The organism is Photobacterium leiognathi (assembly GCF_030685535.1).
Lineage (GTDB): Bacteria > Pseudomonadota > Gammaproteobacteria > Enterobacterales > Vibrionaceae > Photobacterium > Photobacterium leiognathi.
Genome location: NZ_CP131601.1, coordinates 2,928,345 through 2,950,140 on the forward strand (window position 1 = coordinate 2,928,345; position 21,796 = coordinate 2,950,140).

General features: G+C 44.7%; 14 protein-coding genes, 3 tRNA genes, 3 rRNA genes and 1 pseudogene. 8 read left to right on the forward strand and 13 right to left on the reverse strand.

Going from position 1 to position 21,796, the window contains the following annotated elements:
• Nucleotides 1-39 precede the first annotated feature (39 nt).
• Together Q7674_RS20175 and Q7674_RS20180 are read left to right on the forward strand one after the other, a co-directional pair.
• Nucleotides 40-590 (forward strand): annotated as a pseudogene (locus Q7674_RS20175) (YtfJ family protein).
• 313 nt (nucleotides 591-903) lie between these two features.
• Nucleotides 904-1,755: a TIGR03899 family protein gene (locus tag Q7674_RS20180; RefSeq protein WP_023932291.1), complete on the forward strand. Its 852-nt coding sequence runs from the start codon at nucleotides 904-906 to the stop codon at nucleotides 1,753-1,755.
• Between the two features lie 256 nt (nucleotides 1,756-2,011).
• Here Q7674_RS20180 and Q7674_RS20185 read toward each other — a convergent pair.
• The 12 genes from Q7674_RS20185 to cysG form a co-directional block, all read right to left on the reverse strand.
• Nucleotides 2,012-2,088 (reverse strand) — tRNA-Asp (locus Q7674_RS20185).
• 65 nt (nucleotides 2,089-2,153) lie between these two features.
• Nucleotides 2,154-2,269: ribosomal RNA gene (rrf, locus tag Q7674_RS20190) — 5S ribosomal RNA — on the reverse strand.
• 85 nt (nucleotides 2,270-2,354) lie between these two features.
• Nucleotides 2,355-5,245 (reverse strand): 23S ribosomal RNA (locus Q7674_RS20195).
• 260 nt (nucleotides 5,246-5,505) lie between these two features.
• Nucleotides 5,506-5,578: transfer RNA gene (locus Q7674_RS20200), tRNA-Ala, on the reverse strand.
• Nucleotides 5,579-5,625: 47 nt separating this feature from the next.
• Nucleotides 5,626-5,702, reverse strand: a tRNA-Ile gene (locus Q7674_RS20205).
• A gap of 72 nt (nucleotides 5,703-5,774) precedes the next feature.
• A 16S ribosomal RNA gene (locus Q7674_RS20210) occupies nucleotides 5,775-7,326 on the reverse strand.
• The 16S, 23S and 5S rRNA genes sit together here with 3 tRNA genes alongside, the layout of an rRNA operon.
• 651 nt (nucleotides 7,327-7,977) lie before the next feature.
• A complete protein-coding gene (gene cysQ / locus Q7674_RS20215) occupies nucleotides 7,978-8,718 on the reverse strand; it encodes a 3'(2'),5'-bisphosphate nucleotidase CysQ (protein ID WP_201798098.1) in 741 nt (246 codons plus the stop codon).
• A gap of 27 nt (nucleotides 8,719-8,745) precedes the next feature.
• Nucleotides 8,746-9,369, reverse strand: coding sequence for an adenylyl-sulfate kinase (cysC, locus tag Q7674_RS20220; protein WP_045064913.1), 624 nt, complete (start codon nucleotides 9,367-9,369; stop codon nucleotides 8,746-8,748).
• A 22-nt stretch (nucleotides 9,370-9,391) separates the two neighbouring features.
• A complete protein-coding gene (locus tag Q7674_RS20225; RefSeq protein ID WP_045064915.1) occupies nucleotides 9,392-11,119 on the reverse strand; it encodes an SLC13 family permease in 1,728 nt (575 codons plus the stop codon).
• A gap of 5 nt (nucleotides 11,120-11,124) precedes the next feature.
• Nucleotides 11,125-12,549, reverse strand: coding sequence for a sulfate adenylyltransferase subunit CysN (cysN, locus tag Q7674_RS20230; protein WP_305423209.1), 1,425 nt, complete (start codon nucleotides 12,547-12,549; stop codon nucleotides 11,125-11,127).
• Between the two features lie 10 nt (nucleotides 12,550-12,559).
• Nucleotides 12,560-13,468, reverse strand: coding sequence for a sulfate adenylyltransferase subunit CysD (gene cysD, locus Q7674_RS20235; protein WP_008986127.1), 909 nt, complete (start codon nucleotides 13,466-13,468; stop codon nucleotides 12,560-12,562).
• 13 nt (nucleotides 13,469-13,481) lie between these two features.
• On the reverse strand, nucleotides 13,482-14,894 hold the full coding sequence (cysG, locus tag Q7674_RS20240) for a siroheme synthase CysG (protein ID WP_045064944.1): 1,413 nt from the start codon (nucleotides 14,892-14,894) through the stop codon (nucleotides 13,482-13,484).
• A 418-nt stretch (nucleotides 14,895-15,312) separates the two neighbouring features.
• Here cysG and Q7674_RS20245 point away from each other — a divergent pair, with 418 nt between their 5' ends.
• The 4 genes from Q7674_RS20245 to Q7674_RS20260 all read left to right on the forward strand — a co-directional run bounded on the left by Q7674_RS20245 (nucleotide 15,313) and on the right by Q7674_RS20260 (nucleotide 19,352).
• On the forward strand, nucleotides 15,313-17,280 hold the full coding sequence (locus Q7674_RS20245; protein WP_305423211.1) for a bifunctional 2',3'-cyclic-nucleotide 2'-phosphodiesterase/3'-nucleotidase: 1,968 nt from the start codon (nucleotides 15,313-15,315) through the stop codon (nucleotides 17,278-17,280).
• Nucleotides 17,281-17,355: 75 nt separating this feature from the next.
• Nucleotides 17,356-17,940, forward strand: coding sequence for a Crp/Fnr family transcriptional regulator (locus Q7674_RS20250; protein WP_045064918.1), 585 nt, complete (start codon nucleotides 17,356-17,358; stop codon nucleotides 17,938-17,940).
• 90 nt (nucleotides 17,941-18,030) lie between these two features.
• On the forward strand, nucleotides 18,031-18,495 hold the full coding sequence (locus Q7674_RS20255; protein ID WP_045064919.1) for a GNAT family N-acetyltransferase: 465 nt from the start codon (nucleotides 18,031-18,033) through the stop codon (nucleotides 18,493-18,495).
• Nucleotides 18,492-19,352 (forward strand): DMT family transporter, encoded by an 861-nt coding sequence (locus Q7674_RS20260; protein ID WP_045064920.1) that lies wholly within the window; start codon nucleotides 18,492-18,494, stop codon nucleotides 19,350-19,352. Before Q7674_RS20255 ends, Q7674_RS20260 begins: the two co-directional genes overlap by 4 nt.
• Nucleotides 19,353-19,442: 90 nt before the next feature.
• On the opposite strand, the gene Q7674_RS20265 is transcribed toward Q7674_RS20260, so the two are convergent.
• Complete coding sequence (locus Q7674_RS20265; protein ID WP_045064922.1) at nucleotides 19,443-20,318, reverse strand: LysM-like peptidoglycan-binding domain-containing protein; 876 nt, start codon at nucleotides 20,316-20,318, stop codon at nucleotides 19,443-19,445.
• A gap of 124 nt (nucleotides 20,319-20,442) precedes the next feature.
• Between Q7674_RS20265 and bamJ the strand changes: the two genes are divergently transcribed.
• On the forward strand, nucleotides 20,443-21,063 hold the full coding sequence (gene bamJ / locus Q7674_RS20270) for a BamJ family beta-barrel-assembly machinery protein (protein WP_008986120.1): 621 nt from the start codon (nucleotides 20,443-20,445) through the stop codon (nucleotides 21,061-21,063).
• Nucleotides 21,064-21,246: 183 nt separating this feature from the next.
• Complete coding sequence (locus Q7674_RS20275) at nucleotides 21,247-21,762, forward strand: DUF2780 domain-containing protein (protein WP_008986119.1); 516 nt, start codon at nucleotides 21,247-21,249, stop codon at nucleotides 21,760-21,762.
• Nucleotides 21,763-21,796 lie beyond the last annotated feature (34 nt).

Here is a 21,796-nt window from a genome sequence, read left to right on the forward strand (position 1 = left end):
ACTATCATAATGACACGCCTATTTAGAAAGAGAATCACAATGAAATCAAAAGCACTTCTATTCTTACTTGCAACACTTCTTCCCTCTCTCACCTATGCGAGCAATGTAAAAGATGGCAGCATGCTGCCAGGTGTAACAGTCACCAATAAAGGGGAGCTGGTTTTAAAAGGTAGCGATATTAGTTATCAATCTTGGCGAAGCACAAAGCTCACAGGAAAAATGCGTATTGTTTTTGCTATCGCAGGTAGAAGCGCAGCTAAAGAGCTCAATGCACCACTAGTTGCAGCGATCAGCGCAGCCAAATTCCCAGAAGATAAATACCAAACAACAACTATCATCAACCAAGATGATGCGATTTGGGGCACAGGAAGTTTTGTAAAATCAGCGACGGAAGACAGTAAACGACAATATCCATGGTCATCAATTGTCTTAGATAGTAAAGGAATTGTACAAAAGACATGGGATTTAAAAAAGAAAGCTCAGCTGTTTTCGTACTAGATCAATCAGGGAAAGTGCTTTTTGCTCATGAAGGGAAACTTTCGCCTAGTGAAATTAAACAAGTGATCAACTTAGTTCAATCTAACCTGTAATCACAGTGAGTCACCTCAATACCAAGGGGTGGCTTTTCTCTCCTAGCAATAGTCCTTATAAAGAATTCATTCTAGTTGTCGATATATCATTATTGGCTAATAAACCAAATGAGATAACTCACTAACGCAGAGTAACCAACGACTAAAATAATATCGGTAATATATCGATTTACTTTCTTCATATCTCGTTCCATCTCATCATTACCATTACTTTAACGTTAACATAAAAGTAACATTCAACCATTCAAATCCTAAATGGTGAGATGAAGATAACAAAAATAAAGAAAACATTTGTTAAGAGAATAACAAAAGCATGAGTAATAACAACGAAAGCATAAAAGCATCACGTGTAGCTGCTGTTTCAACAAAAGTACTCACTGACAGTAAAAATAAAATCAAAGCGATTGCTGAGAAGTTTTCTCTTTACGGAAAAATTGCACCTAAAAGTGAAGAAACATTAGAAACACGATTACAAGCAAGGCTCACTCAAAAACAGTTACTCGAACAAGCAAATTTAGAGCAAATAATTAAACTTAGTTACGATCTTTGTCATGACGAACCGACCCGAGATCCCGATCCTGACTGGTTAATTCGCTTTCTCGATATGGCAGAGCAGATCCACAATCCATCAATGCAAAAGCTATGGGCTAGAATACTAAAACAAGAACTCATTCAAGCAGGATCTGTATCGTTAAGAACACTACAAATACTGCAAACAATGACACATAGAGAAGCAATGGTCTTTCAAAAAACACTCGCTCTCACTTGCTGTATTGGAAATGATAAGAATAAGAAACTCTTAACAAGCATCAAACAAAGAAAAGGAAGCTTCAGCTTACAAAGAACCCATCAAAGTCATATTGATTATAGCCAGTACCAACTACCTTACTCATCAATACTTATCCTAACTGAGTTAGGGCTTATCTTAAGCACCGAGTTAGAAACGAATGCTATAAACCCTACAGAAAAGCTTAAATTCAGCTACCACCAATTAGCTTATGATTTATATCCAATCAGAAAAGGCTGCTCATTAACTTATTATCGCCTATCTCCAATTGGACAAGAGTTAGCTCACCTCATTGGCTCACAACCTAATGATACTTACCAGGAAGAACTGTATGAGGTATTACTAAAGTACTTCACCATTAGCTCAAAAGAAAAATAATAGGGTAAACAACAAAAGCTATCTATCGTATATAGTGTTAGATGAAGTTCATTTATTTAGATGTAAAAAGCCTCGCTATTTCATGCGAGGCTTTTTAATAAGTGGGATTCGAAACCTGCTCTCAGGCCTGACAGGCCGCTAAGCTCTCCAATAAAGAGACTAACCATCTGAGCTATCCTGCTCGCTCAGATATTTAATATCGTTATTCCAAACGCAAAAAAGCCCTAATCTTTCGATTAGGGCTTTTTAAAATAAGTGGCGGAGCGGACGGGACTCGAACCCGCGACCCCCGGCGTGACAGGCCGGTATTCTAACCAACTGAACTACCGCTCCACACGGAGATAAAACTTTCGTTTTATCCGACACCTGTCGTTCAGAACAAGTATCTTAAATTTGAAGCCTGGCGATGTCCTACTCTCACATGGGGAGGCCCCACACTACCATCGGCGCTATTACGTTTCACTACTGAGTTCGGCATGGGATCAGGTGGGTCCATAACGCTATGGTCGCCAAGCAAATTCGTTACAATCTTGAAAAGCTGATTCTCAAACACACGTTCAAGTGTTCTTGGAGTCCGTATAAAACCCCTTGGGTGTTGTATGGTTAAGCCTCACGGGCAATTAGTATCGGTTAGCTCAATGCCTCACAGCACTTACACACCCGACCTATCAACGTTGTAGTCTTCAACAACCCTTTAGAGACCTTAAAGGTCTAGGGATGACTCATCTTGAGGCTCGCTTCCCGCTTAGATGCTTTCAGCGGTTATCGATTCCGAACTTAGCTACCGGGCAATGCGTCTGGCGACACAACCCGAACACCAGCGGTTCGTCCACTCCGGTCCTCTCGTACTAGGAGCAGCCCCTCTCAATCATCCAACGCCCACGGCAGATAGGGACCGAACTGTCTCACGACGTTCTAAACCCAGCTCGCGTACCACTTTAAATGGCGAACAGCCATACCCTTGGGACCGACTTCAGCCCCAGGATGTGATGAGCCGACATCGAGGTGCCAAACACCGCCGTCGATATGAACTCTTGGGCGGTATCAGCCTGTTATCCCCGGAGTACCTTTTATCCGTTGAGCGATGGCCCTTCCATTCAGAACCACCGGATCACTATGACCTGCTTTCGCACCTGCTCGAATTGTCATTCTCGCAGTCAAGCGGGCTTATGCCATTGCACTAACCTCACGATGTCCGACCGTGATTAGCCCACCTTCGTGCTCCTCCGTTACTCTTTGGGAGGAGACCGCCCCAGTCAAACTACCCACCAGGCACTGTCCGTAACCCCGATAAGGGGCCAACGTTAGAACATCAAGCATACAAGGGTGGTATTTCAAGGACGACTCCATAACCGCTAGCGCGATTATTTCACAGTCTCCCACCTATCCTACACATGTAGGGTCAATGTTCAGTGCCAAGCTATAGTAAAGGTTCACGGGGTCTTTCCGTCTAGCCGCGGGGACGCAGCATCTTCACTGCGATTTCAATTTCACTGAGTCTCGGGTGGAGACAGCGTGGACATCATTACGCCATTCGTGCAGGTCGGAACTTACCCGACAAGGAATTTCGCTACCTTAGGACCGTTATAGTTACGGCCGCCGTTTACCGGGGCTTCGATCAAGAGCTTCGACCGAAGTCTAACCCCATCAATTAACCTTCCGGCACCGGGCAGGCGTCACACCGTATACGTCATCTTTCGATTTTGCACAGTGCTGTGTTTTTAATAAACAGTTGCAGCCACCTGGTATCTGCGACTCCCGGCAGCTTAGAGAGCAAGTCTCATCACCGCTAGGAGCGTACCTTCTCCCGAAGTTACGGTACCATTTTGCCTAGTTCCTTCACCCGAGTTCTCTCAAGCGCCTTGGTATTCTCTACCTGATCACCTGTGTCGGTTTGGGGTACGATTTCTTATAATCTGAAGCTTAGAAGCTTTTCCCGGAAGCATGGCATCAATGACTTAGTCACCGTAGTGACTCGACATCGTATCTCAGCCTTAAGATGGTCCGGATTTGCCTAAACCATCAGCCTACATACTTGGACCTGGACAACCGTCGCCAGGCTCACCTAGCCTTCTCCGTCCCTCCATCGCAATTATAAGAAGTACGGGAATATTAACCCGTTTCCCATCGACTACGCCTTTCGGCCTCGCCTTAGGGGTCGACTTACCCTGCCCCGATTAACGTTGGACAGGAACCCTTGATCTTCCGGCGAGGGAGTTTTTCACTCCCTTTATCGTTACTCATGTCAGCATTCGCACTTCTGATACCTCCAGCATGCCTTACAGCACACCTTCAACGGCTTACAGAACGCTCCCCTACCCAATATGCAAAAGCACATTGCCGCAGCTTCGGTGTATAGCTTAGCCCCGTTAAATCTTCCGCGCAGGCCGACTCGACCAGTGAGCTATTACGCTTTCTTTAAATGATGGCTGCTTCTAAGCCAACATCCTGGCTGTCTGAGCCTTCCCACATCGTTTCCCACTTAGCTATAACTTTGGGACCTTAGCTGGCGGTCTGGGTTGTTTCCCTCTTCACGACGGACGTTAGCACCCGCCGTGTGTCTCCCGGATAGTACTTACTGGTATTCGGAGTTTGCAAAGGGTTGGTAAGTCGGGATGACCCCCTAGCCTTAACAGTGCTCTACCCCCAGTAGTATTCGTCCGAGGCGCTACCTAAATAGCTTTCGGGGAGAACCAGCTATCTCCGAGTTTGATTGGCCTTTCACCCCTAGCCACAAGTCATCCGCTAATTTTTCAACATTAGTCGGTTCGGTCCTCCAGTAAGTGTTACCTCACCTTCAACCTGCCCATGGCTAGATCACTCGGTTTCGGGTCTAATCCTAGCAACTCATTCGCCCAGTTAAGACTCGGTTTCCCTACGGCTCCCCTAAACGGTTAACCTTGCTACTAAAATTAAGTCGCTGACCCATTATACAAAAGGTACGCAGTCACCCAACAAGTGGGCTCCTACTGCTTGTACGTACACGGTTTCAGGTTCTATTTCACTCCCCTCACAGGGGTTCTTTTCGCCTTTCCCTCACGGTACTGGTTCACTATCGGTCAGTCAGGAGTATTTAGCCTTGGAGGATGGTCCCCCCATATTCAGACAAGATAACACGTGTCCCGTCCTACTCGTTTTCACTGATAATACGTTGTCGGTTACGGGGCTATCACCCTGTATCGCAGAACTTTCCAGAACTTTCACCTAACGCAAAACTAGCTTAAGGGCTAATCCGGTTTCGCTCGCCGCTACTACCGGAATCTCGGTTGATTTCTCTTCCTCGGGGTACTTAGATGTTTCAGTTCCCCCGGTTCGCCTCGTGCTGCTATGTATTCACAACACGATACGTGCTTATGCACGTGGGTTTCCCCATTCGGAAATCCCAGAGTCACCGGTTTTTACTACCTTCTCTGGGCTTATCGCAAGTTAATACGTCCTTCATCGCCTCTGACTGCCAAGGCATCCACCGTGTACGCTTAGTCACTTAACCATACAACCCCAAGAGGTTTCAGTATGTTCAAACAACCAAGGTTTAAGTCTCTGATAAGGAGACGTTGGTTTTTCGCCGGACTCGATACAAGACACTTGAATGTGTATTGTTTTGAGAACTCGTTTTCATCTTTCGATGAAAACTGTAAATCAATCTATTGATTGAATTTACTAGTCAGCTTTCCAGATTGTTAAAGAGCATTGTGCTTATCGTTAGATAACCACTTTTTAAAAACACTCAAGAGAATGCGTTTAAAGAGGTGGAGCTATGCGGGATCGAACCGCAGACCTCCTGCGTGCAAGGCAGGCGCTCTCCCAGCTGAGCTATAACCCCAACGATATAAAAGACTTATTAACCGCCACTTTCTTCTGAGGAGAAAGTGGTGGGTCTGAGTGGACTTGAACCACCGACCTCACCCTTATCAGGGGTGCGCTCTAACCACCTGAGCTACAGACCCAAGTCTTTTTGCGTTCTTTACTATTAACCAAGCAATCTGTGTGGACACTGCATTCAACAGTCAGTCTTTAGGTAAGGAGGTGATCCAGCCCCAGGTTCCCCTAGGGCTACCTTGTTACGACTTCACCCCAGTCATGAACCACACCGTGGTAAACGCCCTCCCGAAGGTTAAGCTATCTACTTCTGGTGCAGCCCACTCCCATGGTGTGACGGGCGGTGTGTACAAGGCCCGGGAACGTATTCACCGTGACATTCTGATCCACGATTACTAGCGATTCCGACTTCATGGAGTCGAGTTGCAGACTCCAATCCGGACTACGACGTACTTTCTGGGATTCGCTCACTCTCGCGAGTTGGCAGCCCTCTGTATACGCCATTGTAGCACGTGTGTAGCCCTACTCGTAAGGGCCATGATGACTTGACGTCGTCCCCACCTTCCTCCGGTTTATCACCGGCAGTCTCCCTGGAGTTCCCACCCGAAGTGCTGGCAAACAAGGATAAGGGTTGCGCTCGTTGCGGGACTTAACCCAACATTTCACAACACGAGCTGACGACAGCCATGCAGCACCTGTCTCAGAGTTCCCGAAGGCACCAATCCATCTCTGGAAAGTTCTCTGGATGTCAAGATAGGTAAGGTTCTTCGCGTTGCATCGAATTAAACCACATGCTCCACCGCTTGTGCGGGCCCCCGTCAATTCATTTGAGTTTTAATCTTGCGACCGTACTCCCCAGGCGGTCTACTTAACGCGTTAGCTCCGAAAGCCACGGCTCAAGGCCACAACCTCCAAGTAGACATCGTTTACGGCGTGGACTACCAGGGTATCTAATCCTGTTTGCTCCCCACGCTTTCGCATCTGAGCGTCAGTCTTTGTCCAGGGGGCCGCCTTCGCCACCGAGTATTCCTTCAGATCTCTACGCATTTCACCGCTACACCTGAAATTCTACCCCCCTCTACAAGACTCTAGTCTGCCAGTTCAAAATGCTGTTCCGAGGTTGAGCCCCGGGCTTTCACATCTTGCTTAACAGACCGCCTGCATGCGCTTTACGCCCAGTAATTCCGATTAACGCTCGCACCCTCCGTATTACCGCGGCTGCTGGCACGGAGTTAGCCGGTGCTTCTTCTGTAGGTAACGTCAAACAATGCCGCTATTAACGACACTGCCTTCCTCCCCACTGAAAGTACTTTACAACCCGAAGGCCTTCTTCATACACGCGGCATGGCTGCATCAGGGTTTCCCCCATTGTGCAATATTCCCCACTGCTGCCTCCCGTAGGAGTCTGGACCGTGTCTCAGTTCCAGTGTGGCTGATCATCCTCTCAGACCAGCTAGGGATCGTTGCCTTGGTGAGCCATTACCTCACCAACAAGCTAATCCCACCTGGGCTAATCCTGACGCGAGAGGCCCGAAGGTCCCCCTCTTTGCTCCGAAGAGATTATGCGGTATTAGCTATCGTTTCCAATAGTTATCCCCCACATCAGGGCATATTCCCAGGCATTACTCACCCGTCCGCCGCTCGCCGCCCTTAACGTTCCCCGAAGGTTCAGTTAAGTCGCTGCCGCTCGACTTGCATGTGTTAGGCCTGCCGCCAGCGTTCAATCTGAGCCATGATCAAACTCTTCAATTAAAGTTTTGTTGGTCTTTCGACCAGCTCAATGAATACTGTTAATTCATCATAAATGATGAATGAATTGACTGTGCTGATACCGAAGTATCAAATTGGTCACTAGTATCATTGATAAATCTTTTTGACTAATCATTCAACGAGTGCCCACACAGATTGCATGGTCAAATTATTAAAGAACATTTAGCGCAACACATCGTGTTGGCCGAGGATGCGTATAATACACCGCGCTCATTTCAAGTCAACAATAATTTTAAATTTATTTTTTAAAACGCTTATTAGACTTGGCTTAAAACGACTTTTCTTATCTTTTTAAGATTGAGATAAAGTTTTAGCTTTAAGACTGCGATTTATCAAACTCAAAAAACATCGTTCAGATAATTTTCAAGCTAGTTTTTATTATAAACCGCTTAACTACAAGTTATACACAGGTTGTAAATAACTTACTAACCGTCCGTATTACCTGTCGATGGAGGCGCATTATAGGGAGGTCGTGAGATATAGCAATAGTATTTCAAGAAAAAAGTGTTAAATGCAAAAATTTCCAACGATAAGCCTTAAAATCATCACTTTTTGCACAATTTAACGAGTTTCTTATATCAAAAAGAAAAGGCATATGAGTAAACTCATATGCCTTTTCGTAATTTTTTAAGTTTAGTCTTTAATTGAAACAATAAATGACGAATTCAATAATTCTTCTCTGTGGTAATTCAGAGGTTGTCCATCAAGATCAGCAACAATAGCCCCAGCACTTTCTGCAACACACTGACCAGCAGCGGTATCCCACATCATTGTATGCCCTAGGCGTGGATAACGTTGAGCCCTGCCCTCTGCTACTAAACAGAACTTTAAGGATGATCCGACTTCCGTCATTTTATGCTCACCAATATGTTCTAGATATTGAGCAAGTTCTGGTGATGGATGAGAGCGGCTGCCAACAATTGTTGGTACTGTTGCCACTCTGACTTTAATTGGCTCACGCCCCGCTTTGGTTTCTAGCCATGCTTTTTCGCCATTCCCTAACCATGCTTTTTCTAATGCTGGCGCATAGACAACCCCTAATACAGGTTTCCCTTCTTTTATTAATGCGATATTAACGGTGAATTCGCCATTTTTACGAATGAACTCTTTGGTTCCATCAAGAGGATCAACTAACCAAAAGCTGTCCCAGTGTTGTCTTTCTTGCCAGTCAGTATGCGCTGACTCTTCTGAAAGAATGGGAATATCGGGAGTTAATTGCTTTAGCTTGGTAACAATAATTTCGTTTGCGGCAAGATCGGCATCGGTCACTGGACTACTATCTGATTTTTGTTCGATCTGAACCTGACCATGGTAACGATCCATAATGGCAGCACCGGCTTCTAAAGCGATGCTATATATTTCGTCGAGTAACATTGCCAATCCCTTTCTCCTTATTGTGTATTAGCTGATGATCTGTTGTGACTTAAGGTGTTCGATACACTGCGCCACCAGCTCTTCTATTGCGTGACTTCCTGCCGCTAAATGGATCTCAGGCGATAACGGCGACTGGTATTCCGAATCGATACCAGTGAATTGCTTGATTTCACCTGCTCGCGCTTTTTTATACAAGCCTTTCGGATCACGTTTTTCACACTCGACTAAAGGTGTATCAACAAAAACCTCAATAAACTCGCCATCAGGAAGAAGATCACGTACCAGCTGTCTTTCTTCTCGGTGAGGTGAAATAAACGCGCTCAGTACGATTAAACCCGCATCTGCCATTAGCACTGCAACCTCACCAATACGGCGAATATTCTCACGACGATCTTCACTGGAGAAACCTAAATCTCGGCATAAACCATGACGAACATTATCGCCATCTAATAGATAAGTGTGATGACCAAGCTCAGCCAGTTTGTTTTCCAGTGCACCAGCGACAGTTGATTTACCCGCACCGCTTAACCCTGTAAACCACAACACACAAGGTTTCTGCTGCTTTTGCTCGGCACGTAATGCTTTTGTTACGGTATGACGATGCCAAACAATGTTTTCGTTATCATCATGGACTTGTGGTGTGATTGTCATAACACACTCCGTTGTTTAGTGATTAGAAAGGAAATAACAGTGGGATCAAACTGAGAACAACCACTGAATAGACTATCGATATCGGCAATCCAATCCGTAGATAATCTTTTAATTTATAGTTACCAACGCTATAGACCAGTAAGTTGGTTTGATAACCGTAAGGTGAAATAAAGCTCGCACTCGCGCCAAATAACACCGCCATAATAAAAGGCATAGGATCAACGTTATAAGCCAATGCTAGGCTATAACCGATGGGGAATGATAAAGCGGCGGCGGCATTGTTAGTCACCAGCTCAGTCAATACTAATGTCATGAGATACACAGCTATCAATGCGCCATATATTCCCCAACCATTGAAAGCCGTGATTAACGCTTCCCCCATACGCTCAGATAACCCAGTACTTATCATCAATTGCGCAAGAGTGAGCGCAGAGCCTACTATCACCACAATATCTACCGGAAATCGGCGACGTAACTCAGTAAAAGAAATAATCCCAACCGCGACCATCACGAGTAAGTAAGCCGCTAGCCCCTTAATAATGGGCAGCACATCCAATAAAGCGAGCCCAATAACAGTAAGAAATCCCATTAATACTGCTGCACTTTTACTGTTATCTAATCGGGCACTGGAATCTAAGCCGTTTACTAATACGAACTCGCGATCTAACGTGGTTTTCTTCTGTTGAAAAGTTTTGCCCGGCACGATGACTAAGGTATCGCCAGCATGTAGTTCAATGTTACCCAATCCACCAGCTAGGCGTTCGTGACCACGACGAATGGCGACGACTACTGCATCAAAGTTTTCTCTAAAGCGTGTACTCTTTAAAGTTTTTCCTCTGATCCCAGCTGAATGGCTCACGATCACTTCCATCATGGATTGACCATTAAGGTGATGTTGTCCAAAAAGGTTCAACCCTTGGATTTCTTGTAAAGTAGTGACGCTTTCTACATCACCGCAAAATAATAAGGTATCCCCTGCTTTTAATTTGGTATCAGGGCAAACAGGTGCGATTGTTTCACCATCTCGGATCAATTCAGCTAAGAATAAACGGCGTAATGCACGTAAGCCGTTTTCAGCCACCGTTTTTCCGACCAGAGGTGAATCTGCTTTTACTCGCGCTTCAAGAAAATAAGGCAATTGATCGTCAGCATGATCATCATAACTTGGTAATAAGTGGCTAAGCGGAATAAGAATAGCCAGACCGATAACTAAAACAGCAAGGCCAATAACACTTGGCGCAAAGAAACTTAAACTCGGAAGTCCCGCATCTTCAACAAAGCTATTAATGATTAAGTTAGTAGATGTACCGATCAGCGTTAAGGTGCCACCTAAAATCGCCGTATAGGATAAAGGTAACAATAATTTAGAAGGTGCATGGCGTTGATTACGTTTAATGGCACCAATCAGTGAGACCACTACTGCCGTATTGTTAGTAAATGATGATAATAACGCGGTTGATAAACCGAGCTTAGTCACTACAGAGCTTTGACCGCCCTGTGAGATCTGACGCCCTACCCAACTTATCAACCGTGTTTTTTCTAATGCGATAGAAACAAGGATCAACAATACCAAAGTCAATAATGACGAATTAGTAAAGTTACCCGCCAAGGTAGGTAAATCGATCATGCCTGACTGAAAACCAATAAACGCAGCCCCTGCAAAGAGATAGGCAGGTTTGATCTTGGTTGCCAGTAAACAAAGAATGATCACTACCAACATAGCGAGAACGATCGCTTGCTCCCATCCCATGATGATTACCCTAGCAACTTGCTAAGATCTTTCGCATCCCAATGCGGGAAGTGCTTACGGATCAGGGCATTTAATTCAACTTCAAAGGCTGAGTATTGCGTAGTATTTTGTTTCGCATCTAACGCTTCACGAACCATACCCGCACCAACCGTTACATTGGTTAAACGATCAATCACAATGAAGCCACCGTTGTCTTTACACGCTTGGTAACTATCTACCGCAATCGCTTCATTTAAGCTCACTTCACACAGACCAATACCATTTAAGGGCAATGCTTCCGTTTTGAAGGTTTCAAGGTTGTTGATATCCACTTGGTGGCGAATAGCATCAACCGTACCGACGGTTTTCTTACCTGCTACTTTAATATCGTATTGGCGGCCTGTTTCTAATGGTGATTCCCCCATCCAAACAATATCAGCTAATACGTTATTACTTAGCGGTACAGTTTCCTCGCCAGCCACTAACGTATCACCACGGCTAATATCAATTTCATCAGCCAAGGTTACAGTGACAGCTAAACCTGGATGCGCCACTTCAAGATCACCATCAAAGGTAACGATACGCTCAACAGTGGATGTTTTACCTGATGGTAATGCACGTACTGTTTGACCAACACGTAATTCACCGGATGCCAATGTGCCTGCAAAACCACGGAAATCAAGATTAGGACGGTTAACGTATTGGACAGGGAAACGCAGCGCATCAGAGGTTTGATCTTGGGCTAGGTCAACTTTCTCTAATAACGTCAATAATGAGTCACCTTGATACCAAGGGGTTTTATCGCTCAAACCAACAACGTTATCACCTTCAAGTGCTGATAATGGCACTAGGCTAATATTGATATCACTATTCAGTTTTTTCGAGAACGCTAAGTATTCTTCACGGATAGATTCAAAACGCGCTTGATCAAAACCCACCAAGTCCATTTTATTAATCGCAACGATAAAGTGACGAATACCCAATAGACTCGCAATGTAAGAATGACGACGAGTTTGATCCAATACGCCTTTACGCGCATCGATCAAAATAACCGCGACATCACAAGTTGAAGCCCCTGTTGCCATATTACGGGTGTACTGTTCATGCCCCGGAGTATCGGCAATAATGAATTTACGTGCTTTGGTTGAAAAGTAGCGGTAAGCCACATCAATGGTGATCCCTTGCTCACGCTCAGCTTGTAAACCATCAACCAGCAGTGCCAAGTCAGGTTTATCACCTGTAGTACCGACTTTCTGGCTGTCGGTATGAATGGCTGCTAACTGATCTTCATAAATCTGGTGTGAATCATGTAATAGTCGACCGATAAGCGTACTTTTACCGTCATCCACTGAGCCACAGGTTAAAAATCGCAGCAGAGATTTATTATGGTGTTGGTCAAGGTAAGCTTCGATACCGAGCTCAGCGACCTGTTGTTCAATCACGCTATTCATTATTCTCTCCTTAGAAGTAACCTTGGCGTTTTTTCAATTCCATAGATCCGGACTGATCGTGGTCAATCGCTCGGCCTTGTCGCTCACTCGATGTTGCCACCAGCATCTCTTCAATAATGCCAGGCAGCGTATCTGCGGTTGATTCAATGGCTCCCGTTAGCGGGTAACAGCCCAAGGTTCTAAAGCGCACACTCTTTTGTTCAATGGTTTCACCTGGCTGTAGTTCCATACGATCGTCGTCGACCATGATCAACATACCATCGCGCTCAACGACAGGACGCACTTCCGATAGGTATAACGGTACGATTTCAATGCCTTCAAGGTAAATGTATTGCCAAATATCAAGCTCAGTCCAATTTGATAGCGGGAAGACGCGAATGCTTTCGCCTTTATTGATTTGGCCGTTATAGGTTTTCCATAGCTCAGGACGCTGGTTTTTCGGATCCCATGTGTGGTTCTTATCGCGGAAGGAATACACGCGCTCTTTCGCTCGAGATTTTTCTTCGTCACGACGTGCGCCACCAAAAGCGGCATCAAAACCATACTTATCCAGCGCCTGCTTCAAGCCTTGGGTTTTCATGATATCGGTATGTTTTGATGAGCCGTGAACAAACGGACTACATCCCATCGCCAACCCTTCTGGGTTTTTGTGTACCAATAGATCAAAACCGTATTTTTCTGCAGTTCGATCGCGAAATTCGATCATCTCACGGAATTTCCAATCGGTATCAACGTGCAGCAATGGGAACGGAATTTTCCCCGGATAAAATGCCTTGCGTGCAAGGTGTAACATCACCGATGAATCTTTACCGATAGAGTACATCATCACTGGATTATCAAACTCAGCCGCTACTTCACGGATAATGTGGATACTTTCCGCTTCTAACTGCTTGAGGTGGGTTAAACGTTTCGGGTCCATCTCTCTCTCCATACTATGCCAGTTTAACTACCGCATCTTGCTGCTGTAGCGACTGTTCCTGTTTTGTGAACCAATCTAATTTCGTCGATAGGTTTACCACCTCTCCTACAACAATCAGCGAGGGAGAAGCAGCGTGTTGAGCTAATTGAGCCAGTTCGCTTAACTGACCTTTTAATACTTTTTGCGTTTTCTGCGTGCCACGTTCAATGATGGCTATCGGAGTGTCTGCACCACGACCGTGCTCTAATAATTGCTGTTGAATATGACTCGATTTCATCAAGCCCATATAAATCACTAAAGTCTGCTTACCACGAGCCAGCGTTGACCAATCCAAGGTGTCACCATCAGGCTTTAAATGCCCAGTCACAAACATGGCAGTTTGGGCATAATCACGGTGAGTGAGAGGAATACCAGCATAAGCGGTAGCACCTGCAGCGGCAGTAATACCCGGTACGACTTGAAATGGAATATCAGCATCAAATAGCACTTCTAATTCTTCACCACCGCGGCCAAACACAAACGGATCGCCACCTTTTAAACGCACGACACGCTTACCTTGTTTGGCATAGTGAACAATTAAACGATTGGTTTCTTCTTGCGGCACGCTGTGAAAACCTGCTTTTTTGCCAACACAGACTAGCTCTGCATCACGGCGAACAAGATCCATGACTTCATCAGAGACTAAATAGTCATAAAGCACGACATCGGCCTGTTGCATTAACTGCAATGCACGAAGAGTTAGTAATCCTGCATCACCTGGACCTGCCCCAATTAATGCCACTTGGCCTTGAGGAGGTGCTTGATGGGTTAATGCCACCAGCTCTTGTTCGGCTTCTTGCTCACGACCTGCAGCAACTAAATCACCAAATCGTCCGTTGAAGGCTTGCTCCCAGAAATAACGACGAGCAGAAAAAGACGAAACAGTTTGTGATAAACGCTGACGGAAATTACCTGCGATAGTCGCCATACGTCCTAAATGTTGTGGTAGTAACGCTTCTAGCTTTTCACGTAATAAGCGAGCCAGTACAGGAGCTTGGCCTGACGAAGAAATCGCGATAATGATTGGGGAACGATCAACAATAGAGGGAACAATGAAGCTGCAACGTTGGGTATCATCTACCACATTCACCAACACTTGACGTTGATTGGCTGATTGATACACCAGGGCATTAACAGATTTGCGATCCGTTGCCGCGATAGCTAAGAAAATGCCATCAAGATCGTCAGGTGAAAAGATCTCACCTACATGTTGAATTTGTCCTTGGGCTAATGCAGCAGTGAAATCCGCATTTAACGTTGGGGCAATGACACGCACATCAGCCCCTGCTTTTAATAGCATACGGGTTTTACGCCACGCGCTGTCATCACCACCGACAACCAAACACGGTCGACGCTTTAAATCTGCAAAAATTGGCAAGTAATCCATCATTAGCCCCTCTTTTTATCCCTAGATGCACTATAGAGGGGGCTAGATATTACTTGAAATTCTAAAATTTCATTTTTTATTCCAAAATGTTTAGCAAAACGCTGCCTTTTCGCCAAAATGAAACTAATCAGAGGCTTTCGCTATATAAAGACGAATATATAGTGATAAATCTCACTTTTATTGCCTGCACTAGGGAAGCAAGCAAATCGCTCCCCTAAACGTTATGCCTTTTCTGTCTAGGTTATGACGAATAACTCACCTTCAAATGAGTTAAATCGAACCGCAATATTCGATCTCAGTAACACTCCATCAAAAAAAACGAGATCGATAGCACAATAGTGCGACACAGCTAACAGCGTTTATCAGCATATTTGATACCTTACGCCTGCTTTTTTGCCTACCCCGTTTGGAGATATTCATGACGTTATCAGCTAAGCCTTTATCAATTGCGATCCTTGGCGGTTTACTCACGCTTGCAGGCCCTGCTACTGCAGACACCATCAAGCTACGTATCCTAGAAACAACCGATATCCATACCAATGTGATGGATTACGATTACTACAAAGATAAACCAACGGACAAAACAGGCTTAGTGCGAACAGCAACGTTAGTTGAGAAAGCACGCGGTGAAGTAACAAACAGCGTATTAGTTGATAATGGTGACTTGCTACAAGGTAGCCCTATGGGTGACTACATGGCAGCCAAAGGGATCAAACACGGTGAAGTACACCCTGTTTACAAGGTAATGAACCAACTTAATTACGATGTGGGTAACATTGGTAACCACGAGTTTAACTATGGTTTGGACTTCCTTGATACCAGCATTGAAGGTGCTGACTTCCCTTACATTAATGCTAACGTTTACGATCTAAAAACAGGCAAAAACCTATTTAAGCCTTACCTTATTAAGGAATACACCTTCAAAGACATCGATGGTAACGATCAACAAGTGAAGATCGGTTACATCGGTTTTGTACCGCCACAAATCATGGTGTGGGATAAGAAGAACTTAGAAGGTAAAGTGGAAGCAAAAGACATTAAGCAAACCGCTGAGAAATTCATTCCACAGATGAAAGCAGAAGGTGCTGACATCATCGTGGCAATTCCACACTCAGGTGTTGCGGCAGACCCATACAAAGTAGGCGCAGAAAACTCGGTTTACTACTTAACACAAGTTAAGGGCATTGATGCGATTGCCTTTGGTCACTCACACGCAGTATTCCCGAGCAAAGATTTTGCTAACCTACCGGGCGCAGATGTAGAGAAAGGTACGATCAATGGTATTCCTGCTGTAATGCCGGGTCGCTGGGGCGATCACGTGGGTATCATGGACTTGGTGCTGGATAAAGATGGCAACAGCTGGAAAGTGACTTCAGCACAAACTGAAGCTCGCCCTATTTTCGACAAAGCGACGCAAAAGCCTATCGTTGATGCCGATCCTAAATTAGTCGCAGCCGTAAAAGTGGATCATAACGCGACTCGTGATTTTGTTAACCAACCAATCGGTAAAGCAAGCGATGTGATGTACAGCTACCTTGCACTGGTACAAGATGATCCAACGGTACAAATCGTTAACCTTGCACAGAAAGATTATGTTGAGCGCTTCATTCAAGGCGATCCTGATCTAGACGGTATCCCTGTTCTGTCTGCTGCCGCTCCATTTAAAGCTGGCGGTCGTGGTAACGATGCAACCAACTTTACTGAAGTAGAAGCAGGTCAGCTGACTTTCCGTAACGCTGCTGACTTATACTTGTACCCAAATACCCTTGTTGCAATGAAAGTGACAGGTAAAGAAGTAAAAGAGTGGCTGGAGTGTTCTGCTGGTCAATTTAACCAAATCGATGTTAACAGTGATAAACCACAAGGTTTGATCAACTGGGATGGTTTCCGTACTTACAACTTCGATGTGATTGATGGCGTAACTTACAACATCGATATTTCACAACAAGCGAAATATGACGGTGAATGTAAGGTGGTGAACCCAACAGCAAACCGTATTAAAGATCTAACTTTCAACGGTAAGCCTGTTGCTGACAATCAAAAATTCATTATCGCGACCAATAACTACCGAGCTTACAGCGGTAAGTTTGCAGGTACAGGTGAGAAGTTTGTCGCGTTCGCATCACCAGATGAAAACCGTACTGTACTTTCAGACTACATCAGCCGTGTAAGTAAAGAGAAAGGCCAAGTAATACCGAGTGCTGATAACAACTGGCACTTCACACCACTGAAGAGTGATAAAAAGTTAGATATTCGCTTTGAAACCGCCAATAGTGAAAAAGCAGCCAAGTTCATTAAAGACAAAGGTCAGTACCCAATGACCCAAGTTGAAACAACACCAACTGGCTTTGCTATTTACCAATTGGATTTACAACACGCGAAATAATCGTCGTAATAAAGTAAGCTATCAATACCGCAGCACTGTCTGCGGTATTTTTTTACTGTTAAAGAGTGAGCTACCATGAAGCATTCCGCACAACTTTCTCAACTTGCCGAATTTCTTCAACAATTTGGCGCAGAGCAAACCACCATTGACGAAACATTAGCACACGCTCAAATATTAGAACTGCCTACTCGTCATATCTTGCTCAATCAAGGTCAACAAGCTGAGCAATTTTACTTTTTACTCGATGGACTGTGCCATGCCTGTTATCTCACTGAAAACGGTAAACAATTCAGTAAAGAGTTTTATTGGGATCAAGATGCGTTAATTGGCTTTGAAGGGCTGATCACCCAATCCCCGTCGCCTTTTCTATTAGAAACCTTATCAACCAGTCAGCTTATTGCACTACCGATTGCGTTAATTGAAACATGGCGTGCCCAAGGCTTAACACTGTATATCAACTTATTAGAACGTCAGTTGGTGTTTAAAGAAAACAAAGAGCGCTTTATGTTGATGTACAGCCCTGAAGAGCGATACCAATTGTTTACGCAAAGTTTTGCGGAGCTTAATTTTAAACTAACGGACTACCAGATTGCGTCGTACCTAGGGATCACGCCGATTAGTTTAAGCCGCATTAAAAAAAGGCAAGCACAGCCACAATAATACAACGAAATTAACAATGGTTAATGAGGCATTGAAAGACTCAGGTTACTATGAAGATAACTTTGTTTATCGCCTAAAAGAGAACACCTGATGCTTACTTGGCAATGCCTTTCTTTTGCACAACTCACACCCCACCAGCTTTATGATGCACTAAAGCTTCGATCTGATATTTTTGTCGTCGAGCAAACCTGTGTTTACCCTGATCTTGATGATAATGATCGCGAGGATGATGTTTACCACCTACTCGGTTATCAAGATGGCAAACTGATCGCTTACTTACGCTTATTACGCCCGGGGCTTACTTACGATAACGTCAGCATTGGTCGTGTGGTCACAGCACAAGAAGCACGTGGTAATGGCATCGGTCATGAGCTCATCAAACAAGGACTCGCCAACGCTGCCCGTCTTTGGCCGAATGCAACGATTGAGATCGGTGCGCAAGAGCATCTCATTCATTTTTATCGTCAGCATGGATTCGAGCAAACTTCTGAGATGTATCTTGAAGATGGCATTCCGCATGTTGATATGATCCTGACCCAAGGCCAGCCAAGATGAAATTAAGTGCCGTTTCACTGGGAATTTTATTACTCGTATTCGGCAACTTATCTGCCTCGCTTTCTGATGTGGCAGTCAAACTACTCAATGGCGAAGTTCACCCTTTTCAATACATGTTTCTTCGCCAAATATTAAGCCTAGTGATCATTCTGCCGTTATGGTTATCGCAAGCTAAGCCTAAACGTGCAGTAGGTAGTTGGAAGATCAATACTATTCGCGCTTACTTAGTGTTAGCAGGAAGCTCAATGTTATTGGTTGCGCTGACTTATCTACCTTTAGCAACAGCAAATGCATTGTTTTATGCCGCGCCTCTGCTGATGATCCCATTATCTATGCTGTTATTAGGTGAGAACCCCAGCAAAAGCAAAGTGATAGCCACAGCGGTTGGCTTTATTGGTATTCTCATTGTATTACGCCCCACCCAATTTCACTGGGCAGCCATTGCAGCATTAGGTACAGCGACCACATTGGCACTTTACAATGTCTTGGTACGAAAACTGCCAGAGTCTCAAAGTGTTGCGACTACACTATTTTGGACTTGTGTACTATCGCTTCCTGTTGCAACCCCACTAGCATGGTATTTCTGGCAACCAATATCGATGGAAAACCTTGGCTTAATTGCTGCCAGTGCCCTGTTTACGTTGGGTTATCAAGGCTGTGTGGTCATGGCTTATCGCCAAAGTGAAACCCATCAAATCGGGCTTGCAGAATATTCAGGACTGATATTTGTCGCCATCTTTGGCTGGGTTTGGTTTAACGAAAGTTTAGATGCGCTCACCCTATTCGGTATTTTATTGATCATTCTGCCGATGATGCCAAAACCGAGACGCAAACACTTAACGCCAATGAATCCTTAAACATTCGCTCTCAATATAGAGAGTAATAATAGAAAAAGCCCACTTCAGTGAACCGAAGTGGGCTTTTTAATAATTGTATTTAGGTATAGCTTATTGGCGGTAATAACCACCATTACTACGACGGTAATAAGTGGCAGAAATACCGTTACCATCAATCTTCAAGCCATCAATTTGACCATTACTGTTAACACGATACGTCAGCATTTGACCTGCCTGTACATTACTGATCGGCTTACCCGCACCTTCTACTTTCGCAATGGCGAATAAGTCAGATAACGGCAATGAGCGATCTCTAAAGACACTAGCTAATGTTTTACCCGCAGGCACTTTATAACTTACCCATTGACCAGCAGAAGCAGGAGCTACCGCTTTAGGTTTGCTCGTTGTTGATGAATTAGAAGTTGATGAGCTAGATGTTGCAGGCTTCGCAGGTGTCGTTGCTGCTGGCTTTTGCGTAGCCACATCGATCACATATGCTTTACCACCATTAAGAGGGTAAATTTTTTGCAACTTAGGCTTTTTCTCAGGCGCAGGACCGTTATCTTCCAAGCCGCCCACCGCTTTCATACGTTTGTCTTCTGTTAAATCTGCCGTATCTAATACCACATCAGCACGTTTACTCACCGCTGTATTAGCAACATTATTTGATGCTGTTCCACCAGCCACATTCGTTGTCGTTTGAGTATCCGCGACACCACCAAGATTTAGCTGAATATCACGACGAACGGAAGTTGCTGGGCTATCATCTTGTTCTAGTTGTGCCGATGATGGCAACATCAATACCGCAACAAAAATCGGTACCAGGATCATCAGCGCCCAGCGATGAAAACGTGGAAAGCGATGCCAAGTACGGCTTACACCTTCTTTAAGCTGGCGACATTTTTCGGTGATCCCTGAGATATTAAAATTCACACTGCGTCGTTGTGACGCTTGTTTTGTTTTCGAACGGCGTTTGGCCTGTCCCATATACAGCACTCCAGAGCTTCATATGTCACGCAATTTGCGAATAATGGTTACAAACGTTTACCCATGAGGGGCGAAACTGTTATCCTGCTTGCTTTAATTCATTCTACATTAAGAGATGACGATAATGTCTGACGTTAAACTAGATACAGTTGAGTCTAAAGCAAGCTACGGTATTGGTCTTCAAATGGGCCAACAACTAGCTCAAAGCGGTCTTGAAGGCCTAAACGTAGCAGCAATTGCTAAGGGTATCGCAGCTTCTCTTGCTGGCGAAATGCCAGAAATCGAAGTTGATGAAATCAACAATGCACTACGTGAACTTCACACTAAAGCAGACGAAGCTCGTCAAGCTCAAGCTAAACTAGCAGCTGCAGAAGGCGAAGCGTTCCTAGCTGAAAATGCACAGCGTGCAGAAGTTACTGTAACTGATTCTGGTCTTCAATACGAAGTTCTAGTTGAAGGTAACGGTGAAATCCCAACTTCTGACAAGCAAGTACGCGTGCACTACCACGGTATGCTAACAGACGGTACTGTTTTTGACAGCTCTGTTTCTCGCGGTCAACCTGCAGAATTCCCTGTAACTGGCGTTATCGCTGGTTGGGTTGAAGCTCTACAAATGATGCCTGTAGGTTCTAAGTGGAAACTATACATCCCACAAAACCTAGCATACGGTGAGCGTGGCGCAGGTGCTGCAATTCCTCCATACGCTGCACTAGTATTCGAAGTTGAGCTACTAGATATCCTATAAGATATTGCTTCTTCTTAAAAAACGACGCTTCGGCGTCGTTTTTTTATATCTATCGAACAGTGTTTATTGGGTGAAAACACAGTTTTCAGGCTAGATTAAGTCGCCATCATCGTTTTAAATAGGCAATCATTACAAAAATTATAACTACACTAGGATAGTGATAGCTCAATGAAGGAGTACCCCATGGAAAAACGTCGTATCTTAACAACTGTCATCGCAACCGCTTTATTATCAACTAGCGCGATGAGCCACGCATTCAGCCTTACCGATCTATCGAATGCGCTAGGGGGTGAAAAATCCGATCAAGTCGCTACCCAAATTGCTGAAAACCCATTAACTCAAGCATTAGTAACGGGTCTTGGTGTTAAACCAGAGCAAGCAGCAGGCGGTGCAGGCGCACTATTAAGCATGGCTGCAAGTGAATTAACTGGCCCACAAAGCCAAGAACTAACCAAATTAATTCCTGGTGCAGAAAAGCTAACTGAATCATTACCGCTAGGTTTAGGTCAGTTACTCGGCACCAAAGAGAACATCGATAAAGTGTTCTCACTACTGGGCATGAATCCTGGTATGGTTAATCAATTCGCACCAATCGTGACGCAGTTCTTAAGCGAACGTGGTGCAAGCAATGAACTGGTTGGCGCATTAAACAAGATTTGGAGCCCTGTAACATCAGCAGCCCCTGTGACTGCGAAATAACAACTGGCTTTTATAGAAAAGTAAAAGGGCGAGA